Below are 14435 nucleotides of genomic sequence, written 5' to 3' on the forward strand. Positions count from 1 at the left end.
TATATAAAACAGTGAATACAAACCGAGTCAGGGGACGTGTACTGGCTCACCCTACACAAAGGACTAGAACGATGAAAAAACTTGCAACTCTTATCTCTGCTGCACTTCTTTCTTCAACCGTATCGGTAGCGGCGCAAGCTCAAGATACCATGGCGATTGTGGTTTCGACGCTAAACAACCCGTTCTTCGTAACGATGAAAGACGGTGCGGAAGCAAAAGCGAAAGAATTGGGGTACGACTTAATTGTACTGGACTCGCAAAATGACCCGAGTAAAGAACTGTCGAACATCGAGGATTTAAGTATTCGCGGCGTAAAAGCAATTCTTATCAACCCAACGGATTCTGATGCAGTGTCTAATGCAATTCGTATGGCGAACCGTTCTAAGATCCCTGTGTTGACACTAGACCGTGGTGCAAGCCGTGGTGAAGTTGTGAGTCACATCGCGTCGGACAACGTAATTGGTGGTGAAATGGCAGGCCACTACATCATGGAAAAAGTCGGCGAAAAAGCAAAAGTCATTCAACTTGAAGGTATTGCGGGCACATCGGCAGCGCGTGAGCGCGGTGAAGGCTTTATGAATGCCGTGAAGGGCAGCGATATGGATCTTCTTGCTAGCCAACCAGCTGACTTTGACCGCACAAAAGGTCTAAACGTAATGGAAAACCTGCTAGCGGCTAACCCGGATGTACAAGCGGTATTTGCACAGAATGATGAAATGGCGCTAGGTGCACTTCGCGCAGTTCAAGCTTCTGGCAAAGATGTCGTTATCGTTGGTTTTGATGGTACGGAAGACGGCATTGCAGCAGTTAACCGTGGCAAACTAGCGGCAACTATTGCTCAGCAACCAGACCTTATCGGTGCTTTAGGTGTTGAAACGGCTGACAAAGTTTTGAAAGGTGAAGAAGTAGAAGAGTACATCCCAGTACCACTAAAAGTAGTCACTAAGTAAGTTTTCAGTTCAATAAATCATCCTAATTTTTGCTCTCTCCTCCGTTTATATCTGTCGTTTAGGAGGTGAGGGCAAACTTACCCAAAATACTGCAAAGTGTGGGGTATAGATGCCTTTGGCTTTTTATCGAGACTCCTTCGTCAGGAAGAGAAGTTAAAGTCATCTAATGTATTTTCCTAAACAGTTTTTAAAAAGGGTTCATTCAGAACCGAGGATAACCGTATGAATAAGTTAGTGGTGTTAGGTAGTGTAAACGCTGACCATGTTCTTCAAGTGCCTTCTTTCCCTCGCCCAGGCGAGACGCTGCATGGTCGCAACTATCAAGTTATCCCAGGTGGCAAAGGTGCCAACCAAGCCGTCGCGGCGGCGCGATTAAATGCAGACATCGGTTTTATCGCTTGTGTGGGCGACGACTCATTCGGCATTAACATTCGCGAAAACTTCAAAATGGACGGCATCGATATCACTGGTGTGAAGATGCAGCCAAATTGCCCGACAGGTATCGCGATGATTCAAGTGTCGGACAGTGGTGAGAACAGCATTTGCATTTCAGCTGAAGCGAACGCCAAACTGACAGCAGAAGCGATTGAGCCAGATTTAGAGCGTATTCGCCAAGCAGATTACTTGCTAATGCAATTGGAAACGCCGATGTGCGGCATTGAGAAAGCTGCGCGTGTAGCGAAAGATGCCAAAACCAACGTAATTTTGAATCCTGCGCCAGCTCGTGAATTGTCAGATGAATTACTGTCTTACATTGACGTGATTACGCCAAATGAAACGGAAGCTGAAGTTCTGACAGGTATTACTGTAACAGACAACGAAAGCGCGCAAGAAGCGGCGAATGTGCTACATGGTAAAGGTATAGAAATTGTCATGATCACACTCGGTGCAAAAGGCGTTTGGCTAAGCCAAAACGGTCGAGGCGAAATCATCTCGGGTTTCCGCGTTGAAGCGACGGATACTACCGCTGCGGGCGATACATTTAATGGGGCATTCGTCACTGGTCTCCTAGAAGGTTTACCTTTAGAATCAGCGATTAAGTTTGCACATGCGGCGGCTGCAATTTCTGTGACCCGCTTTGGCGCGCAAACGTCGATTCCAACCCGCGAAGAGGTGGACGCGTTTCTCGCTGAACAATAAGGCGCACAACGCCTCATTAAAATAGGAGTAGTAACATGGCGACGATGAAAGACATCGCAAAACTGGCAGGGGTTTCCACTTCAACAGTGAGCCATGTTATTAACAAGACGCGTTTTGTGAGCGAAGAGATCTCTGAACGCGTTAACAATGCCGCAAAAGAGCTTAACTACTACGCGCCCTCTGCGTTGGCGCGTAGCCTCAAAGTCAATCGTACCAAAACCATTGGTATGCTCGTGACAACCTCAACCAACCCATTCTTTGGCGAAGTCGTAAAAGGCGTCGAACGCAGCTGCTACCAAAAAGGCTACAGCCTCATTTTATGTAACACCGAGGGTGATAACGAACGTATGCGTCAATCCATTAATACGCTATTGCAAAAGCGTGTCGATGGTTTGATCTTGATGTGCTCGTCGCTAGAAGGAGAGCGTATCGATGTATTTGAGCGTTACCCAGATATCCCAGTTGTGGTAATGGACTGGGGGCCGATGCTATTTACAAGCGATAAAATCCAAGACAACTCACTTCGTGGCGGTTACTTAGCGGCGAAATACTTAATTGATTGCGGCCATACCGAAATTGGGTGCATCACTGGCCCTTTGATTAAACACCAAGCGCAAATGCGATACGAAGGTTATAAGCGAGCAATGAACGAAGCTGGCTTGGAATTTAATGCCAATTGGATCATTGAATCGGACTTCGAGTGTGAGGGTGGGTATCAAGCGTTCAAAAAAATGGCTCAGCGTGGCGCATTACCTAGCTCGATTTTCGTCTCTAACGATATGATGGCGATGGGGGTGATTAACGCCGCAAATGAGCTCGATATTAAAGTGCCGGACGACCTGTCCATTATTGGTTACGATGACATCCATATCGCGAAATTTATGTCGCCATCGCTAACTACCATTCATCAGCCTAAGTACCGTTTGGGGCAGGCTGCCGTTGAGACTCTTGTCCGAAAGTTGGATGAAAAGTCAACAGAGGCACAGGTCGTACAATTAGAACCGACTCTAGTGGAACGAAAAAGCGTCAAGAGGTTAAAGTCAAACGTCACTGAATGACGTGTGATGTTGAGCTAAAAAATTAAAAAAGTCGTTTCTCTTTATACGATAAAGCCTTACTATCGTCGTTGATTATAAATAAAACTATTAATTGTTGTCTGGCGGATTAGTTAAATGTTATCAAAAGGTTACGCTAAGTTATCTGTAAAACACCCTTGGTTTCACCGAGTTAATGTTATTACAGTTGTATTGATTTTTTTTGTGAGCTGCTATCAGCTACTGGTTAATGAAGCATTTGAGTACGCAATTGGCTTTATTATTACACTTTTGGCGTCAGCTTTATTTGCATCAGCTTCTGCATTCAAAAAACGCTATCTAGGCTTGGATTCATAGGCACGTCTATTTCCAACATCGTTCAATAGCATCATTTATTGCTTTCAAGTAAACATTGAACTGAATTATGATCGAGTGCATCAAGAGGAGGACAAATGTCCTCCTTTTTGTTGGGGATCACGCTCTAATATAAGCGTATTCCAAACAAAATAATAAAGGACATGTTATGGACCTCTTTGCCTTGCTCGATATTAATAATACTCTCGTTAACATTCCGATTGGCGACGGCTACGCAATGAGCTGGATCGAAGCTTTCGGTACCGTTTTTGGACTGCTTTGCATTTGGTTTGCCAGCCAAGAAAAAACCATCAACTACTTATTCGGTTTGCTGAATGTCACGCTTTTTGCCGTTATCTTTTTTCAAATTCAGTTATACGGATTATTGCTTCTTCAATTGTTTTTCTTCTGTGCGAACATTTACGGCTGGTATGCGTGGACTCGTCCAAACGCACAAGGTGAAACGCTGGAGGTTCGCTGGTTAAATAAACAGAAACTTATTACTACTGCCTCTATTAGCGTTGCATGTATCGCATTATTAACGATCTATATCGACCCATTTTTCTTTGCGCTAGCAAACATTGCTGTTGATAGCTTGAATCTCTTTGGTGCTGACTTGGCTGAACCGGTGCTTGAACCTGACGCGTTCCCGTTCTGGGATGCAACCATGACAGTACTTTCTGTTGTTGCACAAATTCTGATGACACGTAAATACGTCGAAAACTGGATTCTATGGGTTGTGATTAATATTATCAGTGTGGGTATCTACGCGACGCAAGGTGTTTACGCAATGTCTGTTCAGTACGCGATTCTTATGTTCATCGCTGCCAATGGCACGCGTGAGTGGGCTCGTAGCGCTAAGCGCAATGGCGATAAAACCTTAGCGCACGCTGCTGCGTAAGGAACGAAAAATGGCCAAACAACCTCATATCGGAGTGGATGAAACACAAATCGCTCCCCTCGTTATTGTATGCGGCGAGCCAGATCGAGCGAATCGTATCGCGGTATTATTTGATGATGCAGAAATGGTGTCGGAAAACCGCGAGTACCGTGTGTTTACCGGCAACTACAAAGGCAAGCCTGTTTCAGTATGTAGTACAGGTATAGGTGCGCCATCGATGATCATCGCAGTGGAAGAGCTAAAACAGTGCGGTGTGACTCATGTGGTACGCGTTGGATCGGCGGGGGCAATGCAATCAGGCATTCATCTTGGCGAGTTGATCATTGCCGAAGGCGCGGTAAGAGATGAGGGCGGCTCTAAAGCGTATGTCGATTCGTCTTATCCAGCCTACGCAAGCTTTTCACTGTTAAAGGAAGTTGAGCGTTACTTGTCGATGCAAAAAGTGCATTATCATTTTGGTGTGGTGCGTTCTCACGACAGTTTCTATACCGATGACGAGGATGCAATATGCCAACATTGGAACAAGAAAGGCATCTTAGGTGCCGATATGGAAACCTCTGCGCTGTTTACGGTCGGTCGACTACGAGGCCTTCATGTGGCTTCGATATTAAACAACGTGGTGCTGTATCAACAAGATGTGAAAGAAGGTGTTGGTCAGTACGTTGATGAGGCTAAAGTAATGATGCAAGGTGAGAAGAGTGCCGCGATTACGGCATTAGAAGCCTTGGTTGCTCAGCGTTAGCCAGTCTCTATCTCAGTAAGTCACATAAACAGAATAGATGTAAAGCGACAGGTCACTGTCGCTTTTTTATTTGGAGTTACGGGGTACAATCCACCTTAAATAGTTGTCCGTAACTTTTTCTGAGAGAGCAGAAAATGAAAATCAGCCCTTATCCGACTGGTCGCTTCAAAACATACCTTGAAGAAAAGAGTGCCACCTTTCGCGATTTGATTTATCAATGCCAAATAAATTCGCGTTACTTTGATGCTGGGGAAGCAATTCTCCGCCAAGGTGAGCAACTTCAGTACTTGTATGTTGTGCCAGTAGGTCGAGTCTCGATGAACATATTGGCCGCAAATGGACGACGTTTTCAATTAGGGGAAGCTAACTGCGACTATCATATTTATGGTGAAATGGAGTTCTTCACTCAGACTCCTTGTCAATGGAATGTGATAGCAGATGAACATATGCAGGTTGATGTTATCTGTATCCAAAAACTAACCGAAGCACTGCAAAATCATCCCCAAATGATGGTGTTCTTCGCTTCAGCATTGGCTGAGGATTATCAAGACTCCATGGATATCTACACTAACCGTTTGTTGCATCCCATTACTTACAACATTGCCTATGATCTTCTCGTCCGTAATCAGACGGATAAGTTGCTTGGTGGTTTTGATAAAGTGAACCAAGAGGCTGAGCGGTTTGGTACCTCAGGCCGAGTCTATCGACGTGCAGTTAAGGACTTGATTGAAAAGGGATTGATTACAAAAACGGACAACGGTTTGGAGATTATTGATGCGCTGGCACTCAAAGCGTTTATTGAAGCGCATGAATGATACGCCCAGGTATTGGAACTGATGGGTTTTATAAGTCTTTGATATATCTAAGTCTTGAGTAAACGTAACTAATGTAAAGTACCTTAAATTTTGTTGAATGCATTAAAGAGTAGCGTTATATTGCGAACGCGTATGATAATAGATCTCATTAAGGCTTAACAAAATGAAAAAATTCGTTGGTGCGGCTATGCTGTCGTTATTTACTGTTTCTCCTTCTTTCGCTGCTAAAGTTGTGATTGACCACTACATGGGTCAAACAGAGCTAGAACAATCCCCAGAGCGTGTGGTTGTGATTGGCTTTGGCCCGCTAGATGCGCTGGACAACTTTGGTATCGATCCTGTTGCAGTATCTAACTCGTCTAATCTTCCTAGTTACCTTTCAAAATACAGCAAAGATAACTACACCTCTGCGGGTAGTTTGTTTGAACCTGATTTTGAAACCATCTACATGCAAAAACCGGATTTGATTTTGGTTGGTCCGCGAGCGTCTGCGAAATATGAAGAGCTGAGTGAAATTGCCCCTACAGTTGTTTTCGCGGCGAAAGAAAACCAAGGCTATTGGGAAGGCACGCAAGCGCAATGGCGCAATATTGGTAAGATCTTCAATATCGAAGAAAAAGTAGAGCAGAAAATTGAAGCGTTAGATACTCAATTCAAAGCAATCCGCGACTACAACCAATCGAACAAAAATGATGCATTAACGATTTTAAGCATGGGTGACAACATCAGCGCGTTTGGTGCCCAGTCGCGATTTGGCGTCATTTATAACGACTTTGGCTTCTTGGAAACGGTTGAGCACGTGAAAACGGGCACTCACGGAGATGTCATTTCTTATGAGTTTATTCGTGAAGCTAACCCGAAAAATATTCTCGTGGTTGACCGAAATTCTCTGACAGGTACGCCGGATAACGATATTCGTAAATCCATGGATAACGACTTAGTCAAAGCGACCGCAGCATATAAAAATCACAAAATCACTTATTTAGATGTGGACGCGTGGTATTTGTCGATGTCTGGTGTGACAGCAACAGAAAAAATGGTCAGTGAGATTAAGCAAACCGTTGAACTGTAATCCAAGATAGCAGAGGTTAACTTTGAAGAAGTTATTGCTAACCCTTGTGGTTTTAAGCACGGTTTCGTTATTTGTTGGGGTGGCAAACATGACACCCCAACAACTCTTTTCAGGTGATGAGAAAGCATTAGAGCTTTTCTTTACCAGCCGTATACCACGTTTATTTGCCATACTGCTTGCTGGTGCTGGCTTGAGTATTGCGGGTCTTGTCATGCAGCAAATCAGCCAGAACCGATTTGCGGCACCTTCTACAACTGGTACGATCGAATGTGCCATGCTGGGCTACGTACTGAGCGTGGTTTTCTTTGGTAACGACAATCACCTTTGGCTCGTATTCGGCATCTCGGTATTTGGGACGCTAGCGTTTGTTTTCTTTATTCAGCGCATTCAATTTAAGAGCGTGGTTTTTGTGCCTCTTGTCGGGATTATTTTCGGCAATGTCATCCAATCCATGACTACGTTTATCGCTTACAAATATGATGCACTTCAAAGTCTGAATGCTTGGACAGTCGCAAACTTCGCCAACATCTTGCGTGGTGATTTTGAACTGCTGTACATCGCGGTACCAATGGTTATCCTCAGCTATCTTTTTGGCGCAAGGATCTCTGCCGTAGGTATCGGAAAAGATTTCGCGATTAACTTGGGTTTAAATTATCAGCAGGTTGTGACGATTGGCGTGCTATTGGTGTCCATCATGTCAGCAAGTGTCGTGATGATTGTTGGCCAGTTGCCATTCTTAGGGCTGATTGTACCGAATCTCGTGAGTCACTTTTATGGCGATAACCTCAAAAAGAACATTCCGCTTACGGCCATGTATGGGGCCATTTTAGTGTTGTGTTGCGATTTGGTGAGTCGTTTAATTATTTTCCCTCATGAAATGCCAATCTCTATCGTGATTAGCATATTGGGTGGCGTGGTATTCATCGCAATGTTGTTGCGAGGTAAGCAACATGCGTGATTCAACGAAAATCCTGCTGCTAGGTGGCATTGCGATTCTTTTCGCGTGTCTGTTTATTGGTATTGGGCTAACGGCTGACAACTACCAATATTTTTTGTCTCGTAGAGTTCCTAAAGTATTGGCGATAGTGCTAGCGGGTGTGGCCATTGCTCAGTCTTCACTTGTATTTCAAACCATTACGCACAACCGAATTTTAACGCCAAGTATCATGGGTTTTGATGCGCTGTATGTGTTAACCCAAATTTTGATCGTGTTGATTTTTGGTGGGTTGAGTACCTTAGTTCTTAACTTGTACGTAAATTTCGCGATTGCAGTAATTGTAATGGTGTCGTTTTCGCTACTGCTGTTTGGGTTTTACTTTTCAAAAGGCAGCAAGAACTTGATTACGTTGCTATTGGTCGGCTTGATCTTTGGTCAGCTATTTTCCAATGCGGCGTCATTCTTTTCTTTGCTGATGGACCCAAACACATATGCAATTGTTCAGTCGAAACTGTACGCCAGTTTCAATAATGTCAAAGTGAACTTGGTTTATTTTAGTGCTCCGGCTTTGATGTTTGCATGTTGGTTGTTGTTTAGGATGCATCGCACTTTAGATGTGTTTTGGCTCGACCAAGACAATGCGAAAAGTTTGGGTGTTGATGTACCTAAAGTGACGAGAAATGTGTTTATTATCTCGGCGGTTTTGATTGCTATTTCTACGGCTTTGGTAGGGCCAATCATGTTCTTTGGTTTACTAGTGACCAACTTAAGCCGAGAAATGTTCCGAAGTTACCAACATAAAACGCTATTGGTCGGATGTTCGTTTCTATCCATCAGTTCATTACTTGCTGGGCAATGGATAATCGAAAACGTGTTCAGTTTTGAGACGACGTTGAGTGTCGTAATTAACTTTATCGGCGGTGCGTATTTCTTATACCTGCTGCTGAAAAACAAAGTTGTATAAATATGATAGTAATAGACAAATTAACGAAGGCTTTCGGTTCAAACAAAGTCGTAGACGAGGCCAATACTCAGTTTGAAAAGGGCAAGGTAACATCGATTATCGGTCCAAATGGCGCGGGAAAGAGCACGCTGTTATCTATGGCCTCGCGCTTAACGGAGCGAGATGGCGGTAGTGTTATCATTGATTGCAAGGAAATCTCGGAATGGGACACAAAAGAGCTAGCGAAAAAACTGGCAGTACTTCGCCAAGCTAACTCGATTACAATGCGGTTTACCGTAAAAGAGTTAGTCTCTTTTGGTCGTTTCCCATACTCTAAAGGAAATCTGACTAAAGAAGATCATGAGGTCATAGAACAAGCGATCGACTACTTAGATTTGCAAGATATTCAAGACAAATACTTGGATGAATTAAGTGGTGGTCAGCGACAGCTTGCATTTATTGCTATGGTGATTGCACAAGATACAGATTATGTCTTTCTTGATGAACCTCTTAATAACTTAGATATCAAACACTCTCTTCAGATCATGAAAGTTGTACAGCAGTTAGCCCATGACATGAATAAAGCCATGGTGGTCGTGATTCATGATATTAATTTCGCGGCGTGTTACTCAGATGTCATATTGGCGCTTAAGAAAGGCAAGGTTGTGGCGAGTGGTGCGGTTGAAGAGGTTATTCAAGCATCTACGCTAGAGGACATCTATGAAACGCCATTTAACATCATAGAGTTAAACGGTAAGCGCATGTGTACCTATCATTAAGCGAGCTAGTTCGTTTTTAACGAGATCAATAGATAGGCGGGCTTACTTGGTGAGCTCGTCTATGATCGGGCATCGGCTCTCTGCATCTCCAGGACAAGAAGAAACCCAACCTTCAAGTTGTGTTTTGATCTCCATGAGGTGTGCAATTTTTTCTTCAACCTCTCTCAGTTTGTCCATGGTTCTTGCTTTTACTTCGCTACTTTTGCGGTTGGGGTTATGAGCAAGTTGTACGAACTCTTTGCATTCTTGCAATGAAAAGCCTGCGCTTTTTGCGCGTGATACCAAGTTAAGCTCTTGAATATGATTATCTGAATATTCGCGATAGCCAGAGTCGCTACGCGCTGGTGGAGATATGATCCCTTTGTCTTCATATAATCGAATCGACTTAGATGAAAGCCCTGTGAGCTTCGCGACAGCACCAATATTCATGTTTAACCTCCATAACGTTTAAGGCGAGTATATACCGATGTTGTGGATAAGACACTCCTAAATAACAGTCAGTTACCTTACTCTTTAATCACTTCATGTGGTGGCACACCAAATGCCTTTTTGAAGGCATAAGTGAAGTTAGAAGGGTGGTGGTATCCGGCTTCATAGGCGGCTTCTGTTATCGTCACTAGGCCACGTTCCAAATGTTGCCTAGCAATCTCAAGACGTCGAAAACGAATGTAGCCGTTTATGGTCATATTAAGTGATTGTTTAAATCGGCGCTGCAGGTTTGAAACACTCATTGAGAATTGGCTCGCCAACTTTTCCAAGCGTAGTTCTTGATCAAGGTGAGTTTCAATATAGCTGACAATATCCTCAATCCGACCATCAATGTGTCGTTCAATACTGCTGTTTTTAGCACTGAAATTCTTAGGAATTTGCTTGGTGGCTTGATGTAATATTTGATAGATCAAGCTTTCGACCTCTAGCTTCTCTTGGAACTCTTGCGGTGTTTCTCTATTTGTTAACGTTTCAGCCAGCTCGCATAGCGTCTGGTTAAGCTCCAACTGTTGAAACGCCTGATGAGAGTTAAAAAAGGCTCGATGACTACAATTTTGCTCAAGGCGGGCCTCTAGCCATTGGGGCTTAACCAATATGTTGATCTTATTAATGAGGTTATCTTTGAGCAGTGAACGACGAAAATTTGCAGGTTTGAGTAAGTTCACCACTACACCCTTAGGGCCGTCGCTCGCGTCTAAATCAAATTGCAAATCGTCGTAGCCAAACGAGAGTCTACCTTCTAAAAGAATAGTGACCAGCAGTGAGGCGTGTGCAGTAGAAACAATATTCGAATCAATAAGTTCTAGACAACGCCCGCCATGAACAAAAATTTGATCATTGTACTGATATGATAGGAACTTACCTTCGGCCAGTTGAGTTTGATAAGGTTGGCCTTGCGTGACAATCCATTGTTTCTCTGTCGCCTCTAGTCTTTGGGTTAAAGCTATCTTGGCAATTTTAGTTCGTTTTGTTGTGACTTCCTGCATTTGACACTTCCTCATAACACTTGTGCGATTTCGCATAACCAAATCGCCTTTGTATTTATAAAACTCATGCTTATTATACCTGAGAATTATTATCATTAATATTTAGGAATTAAGTTATGGAAAGCCCTGCTTGTTCACCTATCAAGCTTTCAAGCCTTTGCCTTGCAGTGGGAATGGTGCTATCAACCCCTGTTTTAGCTCAAGATACTGAGTCACATTTTGAAGAGGTCGTTGTATGGGGAACGAAAGTTTCCAGCAACACTGAGTCGATGTTTGCGGACGACATGTCACTGAAGCAAGCGGATCACATGTCTGATTTACTGCGCGATATTCCCGGTGTGGATGTTGGTGGCACACACTCTGTGAATCAACGTATTACGATTCGTGGTTTGAGCGAAACCGATTTGGACATTCGTCTTGACGGTGCTTCTCAGCATGCGAGCATGTTCCATCATATTGGTAACTTGACGTTGAACCCTGACATTCTCAAATCTGCGGACATTAAGGTAGGTAATAACTCTGTGACTCAAAACGGGTTAGGCGGTTCGGTCTACTTTGAAACGAAAGACGCTCGTGACTTACTTCGTTACGATGAAAAGTTTGGTGCGCGTGTTTATGGCGGCTATGCATCCAACGACAACCAACAAGGTTCGTTGACACTGTACGGACTTTTGTCCGAAAACATTGATGCGATGGTCTATGGCCATTACGTTACGCGTGATGATTTTGAAGATGGTGATGGCAATAAAACCTATGGTGCTGCAGGTGATGTTTACAACATTCTGGCTAAGCTGGGGTATGAACTAAATGACATCCATCGTTTTGAGCTCTCTTATGACATGTACCGAGATAGTGGAGATTACAGTCCGCGTCCTGATATGTCTGGTAGTGCAAATAATAGCCTGTCGAGCAAGTTACTTATCCCTACGGATTATGACCGCGATACCGTTACTTTGAGTTACGAGTTGCGAGGCGAACAACACCAAGGAAACGTCACTCTTTATAATACCGAGACAGAAATTAAACGTGACGAAACGGTGATGGCCCCTCGTTGGCCCTCGAACCGTTTATCAAAGAACACCGCCAAAAACCAAAACTTTGGTTTGAATGGCAAATTCCAGTCAGATGTTATGTTAGGTGAGTTTGATAATCGAGTCACTTATGGCTTCGACTACATGGATAAAACGTCTTCGAGTTACTACGGTAGTCGTAAGTTTATGGACGAATCGGCGATTTCAACCGCACTGTTTGTAGAAGATCAGTTCTTCTTCTCTGATGCCTTCTTTATTACCGCAGGTATGCGCTTTGATGATTACAAACGCAAAGCTGAGACAGGAACCAGTAATTATGATGATGTGACTTGGGCTCTAGCAGCAGAGTGGGCGGTGACTCAAGATTGGACGTTGTTTGCGAGTGCACGTTCTCTATTTAAAGGTCCAGAGCTAATGGAAACCTTTATTGCTTACCAAGACGTTGCATTTTTAGAGGATGGGTTAAAGCCAGAAACGGGATTGAACACGCAGGGTGGTGTTCGTTTTGATAAAACCTTTGATAAGCATTTCTTTGGGGCGAATATTACGGTATTCCAAACGGAAATTGATGATTACATTGCAGATCAGTACCAAAACGCGACTCAAACTTACCTGATTTACAACTTAGGTGATGTTGAGATTAAAGGCTTTGAGGCAAGTGCTTCTTATGGTTACGACAAGTTTAACAGCAAACTTTCTTACTCTAAGTCGGACACCAAAAACAAGAATACTGGTGGTCCTGTTGCTGGGGGCAATGGGCGTAGCATTGATATGGGTGATAGCATTGCTCTAACTTTGGATTACCAGTCAGACGCTTTAGAAACGATCTTCGGGTGGAACTCAATGTTTGTTCGAGAGGAAGACAACGTCTTTGATGGTCAGCCAAAGAAAGCAAGTTATGATGTGCATAATCTATACGCTCAATGGGTGCCGTCTGATATTGATGGACTGTCGGTGACCTTTGGTATTGATAATGTATTTGACGAGTTGTACAGCTCTCATGCGTCTCGTTCGGGTACTGCACGTGGCTTCACGCTTGATGACTACGAGCCGGGTCGCAACTTCAAGCTCTCTGCAGCTTATCAATTCTAACAAGGTTCTTCATAGGACGTTTCAAAGTAACGAGTAAGTTCATGATTAAAGAAAGCACCCGAATAGATAGCGAACACGCTGACAAATACTTAGTGACGCTTTGTCGGCATTTTGGACGAAAAGTTCCTGCTACTTGGAATGAAAATAGCGGTTTGGTGACATTTCCGACGGGAAAAGCGGAGTTTAACCTTTGTGCATCTAGCTTAACTATAACCTGTGAGGCGGATTCAGAAGAGAAACTGAATACGGTTAAGGCGATCATTTCATCGCATGTGGACATGTTTTCTCGTCGAGAAACATTAGCACTTAGCTGGGTTCGTTAGCGCTCGTTTAAGGATGCTGTGATAGAAAGGGAATGTTAAAAGCAAAAGCCCGCAATCTTATGATTTGCGGGCTTTTATTGTTTGAATGCTATTGCGCTTTCTCAGGCTCTAGGCTTTTTTTTTCCTGCTGCATTTTTGCTAGGAAGTAGATGTTAACGCAAGCTATAAAACCGTTAGTTAGTACTACAGGCCAAGAATCAATCATTAGTCCGTAAGCAGTAAATAGCGCACAACCAATAAAGTTAAGGATACGAAGCTTAACAATATCTTTCATAGTTAGCGAAATAGCGACCATGATTGAAGCTGCATAACCTAAAATCTCAACCATATTCATGTCCATTTTTTGACCCTCTTAAAATCTGCCGAATTTTGTCGGTACCAATTCTTCTCATCTTGAGATTAATGAGGAAGCTCCATGCCTCGAATGGTCTTTTTTTGTTGTATGGACGCACTATATCAATGGAAAAACCGTGATAAAAGCCTCAAATCAAGGTTAAGAGAAGGTTAGCGATTACGCAAACGTTTAGGGCTGGAATTACTGATAATTTTACTTATTGTGTTGATTGATAATAACGATGACATTAATAGCTCAAACACCATTGAAAGTAAGGGAATATTTACATATGATTGAAAATGATAATTATTTTCAAGTGCTGTGTTTATGTATTTTATTATTAGCTTGCTCGTGTTTTTTTTGCTGTATATCAGAACAAAACCGAACTCGTGGTGTGCGGGGATTCATATCGTAAGCCACATTTTTATCGTTGCATTTTGTCCTGCAATTTATGTTGTTCAATATTTAATCGTTACGTTTTTTTCGTCACCGATATTGATTAAGCTGTCATCA

Annotated in this window: 15 protein-coding genes; 12 read left to right on the forward strand and 3 right to left on the reverse strand. The window is 43.2% G+C overall.

Annotated features, from left to right (window positions below; genetic code table 11):
• Positions 1-71: 71 nt before the first annotated feature.
• The 10 genes from rbsB to vctC all read left to right on the forward strand — a co-directional run bounded on the left by rbsB (position 72) and on the right by vctC (position 9667).
• Complete coding sequence (gene rbsB / locus R7Z47_RS06435; protein WP_005373143.1) at positions 72-950, forward strand: ribose ABC transporter substrate-binding protein RbsB; 879 nt, start codon at positions 72-74, stop codon at positions 948-950.
• A gap of 222 nt (positions 951-1172) precedes the next feature.
• The gene (gene rbsK, locus R7Z47_RS06440; RefSeq protein WP_017820311.1) at positions 1173-2090 is read left to right on the forward strand and encodes a ribokinase; all 918 of its coding nucleotides are present in this window, start codon (positions 1173-1175) and stop codon (positions 2088-2090) included.
• A gap of 35 nt (positions 2091-2125) precedes the next feature.
• Positions 2126-3148 carry a substrate-binding domain-containing protein gene (locus R7Z47_RS06445; RefSeq protein ID WP_025767871.1) on the forward strand — a complete coding sequence of 341 codons (1023 nt, stop codon included), beginning with the start codon at positions 2126-2128 and terminating at the stop codon, positions 3146-3148.
• Between the two features lie 499 nt (positions 3149-3647).
• Positions 3648-4379 (forward strand): nicotinamide riboside transporter PnuC, encoded by a 732-nt coding sequence (gene pnuC / locus R7Z47_RS06450; RefSeq protein ID WP_017820308.1) that lies wholly within the window; start codon positions 3648-3650, stop codon positions 4377-4379.
• Between the two features lie 10 nt (positions 4380-4389).
• Positions 4390-5121 (forward strand): nucleoside phosphorylase, encoded by a 732-nt coding sequence (locus R7Z47_RS06455; RefSeq protein WP_005373131.1) that lies wholly within the window; start codon positions 4390-4392, stop codon positions 5119-5121.
• Positions 5122-5255: 134 nt separating this feature from the next.
• A complete protein-coding gene (locus R7Z47_RS06460; protein WP_005373126.1) occupies positions 5256-5936 on the forward strand; it encodes a Crp/Fnr family transcriptional regulator in 681 nt (226 codons plus the stop codon).
• 163 nt (positions 5937-6099) lie between these two features.
• Positions 6100-7008, forward strand: coding sequence for a siderophore ABC transporter substrate-binding protein (locus tag R7Z47_RS06465; RefSeq protein ID WP_065275234.1), 909 nt, complete (start codon positions 6100-6102; stop codon positions 7006-7008).
• A 22-nt stretch (positions 7009-7030) separates the two neighbouring features.
• A complete protein-coding gene (gene vctD / locus R7Z47_RS06470; RefSeq protein ID WP_158155936.1) occupies positions 7031-7966 on the forward strand; it encodes an iron chelate uptake ABC transporter permease subunit VctD in 936 nt (311 codons plus the stop codon).
• Positions 7959-8909 carry an iron chelate uptake ABC transporter permease subunit VctG gene (vctG, locus tag R7Z47_RS06475; RefSeq protein WP_005376631.1) on the forward strand — a complete coding sequence of 317 codons (951 nt, stop codon included), beginning with the start codon at positions 7959-7961 and terminating at the stop codon, positions 8907-8909. The genes vctD and vctG overlap by 8 nt, the downstream gene beginning before the upstream one ends.
• A 2-nt stretch (positions 8910-8911) precedes the next feature.
• Positions 8912-9667, forward strand: a complete 756-nt coding sequence (vctC, locus tag R7Z47_RS06480) for an iron chelate ABC transporter ATP-binding protein VctC (protein ID WP_256902734.1) — start codon at positions 8912-8914, stop codon at positions 9665-9667.
• Between the two features lie 42 nt (positions 9668-9709).
• Here the strand turns inward: vctC and cueR are convergent, their stop codons facing one another.
• Positions 9710-10096 (reverse strand): Cu(I)-responsive transcriptional regulator, encoded by a 387-nt coding sequence (cueR, locus tag R7Z47_RS06485; RefSeq protein ID WP_005376627.1) that lies wholly within the window; start codon positions 10094-10096, stop codon positions 9710-9712.
• Positions 10097-10173: 77 nt separating this feature from the next.
• Positions 10174-11142 (reverse strand): helix-turn-helix domain-containing protein, encoded by a 969-nt coding sequence (locus R7Z47_RS06490; protein ID WP_213972720.1) that lies wholly within the window; start codon positions 11140-11142, stop codon positions 10174-10176.
• Between the two features lie 116 nt (positions 11143-11258).
• On the opposite strand from R7Z47_RS06490, the gene R7Z47_RS06495 reads away from it, so the two are divergent.
• Together R7Z47_RS06495 and R7Z47_RS06500 are read left to right on the forward strand one after the other, a co-directional pair.
• Positions 11259-13265, forward strand: coding sequence for a TonB-dependent siderophore receptor (locus R7Z47_RS06495; protein ID WP_276576962.1), 2007 nt, complete (start codon positions 11259-11261; stop codon positions 13263-13265).
• 41 nt (positions 13266-13306) lie between these two features.
• Positions 13307-13588 carry a DUF2218 domain-containing protein gene (locus tag R7Z47_RS06500; protein WP_005376622.1) on the forward strand — a complete coding sequence of 94 codons (282 nt, stop codon included), beginning with the start codon at positions 13307-13309 and terminating at the stop codon, positions 13586-13588.
• Positions 13589-13676: 88 nt separating this feature from the next.
• On the opposite strand, the gene R7Z47_RS06505 is transcribed toward R7Z47_RS06500, so the two are convergent.
• Positions 13677-13928 (reverse strand): YgjV family protein, encoded by a 252-nt coding sequence (locus R7Z47_RS06505; protein ID WP_005376619.1) that lies wholly within the window; start codon positions 13926-13928, stop codon positions 13677-13679.
• Between the last annotated feature and the right edge of the window lie 507 nt (positions 13929-14435).

Source organism: Vibrio sp. 1641 (assembly GCF_033339995.1).
In the GTDB taxonomy this organism is placed as follows: Bacteria; Pseudomonadota; Gammaproteobacteria; order Enterobacterales; family Vibrionaceae; genus Vibrio; species Vibrio alginolyticus.

Bases quoted from the DNA above. Each gene is read 5' to 3' on its own strand.
- R7Z47_RS06490 (WP_213972720.1), bottom strand. From the start codon at position 11,142: ATGCAGGAAGTCACAACAAAACGAACTAAAATTGCCAAGATAGCTTTA.
- pnuC (WP_017820308.1), top strand. From the start codon at position 3,648: ATGGACCTCTTTGCCTTGCTCGATATTAATAATACTCTCGTTAACATT.
- R7Z47_RS06500 (WP_005376622.1), top strand. From the start codon at position 13,307: ATGATTAAAGAAAGCACCCGAATAGATAGCGAACACGCTGACAAATAC.
- vctG (WP_005376631.1), top strand. From the start codon at position 7,959: ATGCGTGATTCAACGAAAATCCTGCTGCTAGGTGGCATTGCGATTCTT.
- R7Z47_RS06460 (WP_005373126.1), top strand. From the start codon at position 5,256: ATGAAAATCAGCCCTTATCCGACTGGTCGCTTCAAAACATACCTTGAA.
- rbsK (WP_017820311.1), top strand. From the start codon at position 1,173: ATGAATAAGTTAGTGGTGTTAGGTAGTGTAAACGCTGACCATGTTCTT.
- R7Z47_RS06495 (WP_276576962.1), top strand. From the start codon at position 11,259: ATGGAAAGCCCTGCTTGTTCACCTATCAAGCTTTCAAGCCTTTGCCTT.
- R7Z47_RS06505 (WP_005376619.1), bottom strand. From the start codon at position 13,928: ATGGACATGAATATGGTTGAGATTTTAGGTTATGCAGCTTCAATCATG.
- vctC (WP_256902734.1), top strand. From the start codon at position 8,912: ATGATAGTAATAGACAAATTAACGAAGGCTTTCGGTTCAAACAAAGTC.
- R7Z47_RS06465 (WP_065275234.1), top strand. From the start codon at position 6,100: ATGAAAAAATTCGTTGGTGCGGCTATGCTGTCGTTATTTACTGTTTCT.
- R7Z47_RS06455 (WP_005373131.1), top strand. From the start codon at position 4,390: ATGGCCAAACAACCTCATATCGGAGTGGATGAAACACAAATCGCTCCC.
- rbsB (WP_005373143.1), top strand. From the start codon at position 72: ATGAAAAAACTTGCAACTCTTATCTCTGCTGCACTTCTTTCTTCAACC.
- R7Z47_RS06445 (WP_025767871.1), top strand. From the start codon at position 2,126: ATGGCGACGATGAAAGACATCGCAAAACTGGCAGGGGTTTCCACTTCA.
- cueR (WP_005376627.1), bottom strand. From the start codon at position 10,096: ATGAATATTGGTGCTGTCGCGAAGCTCACAGGGCTTTCATCTAAGTCG.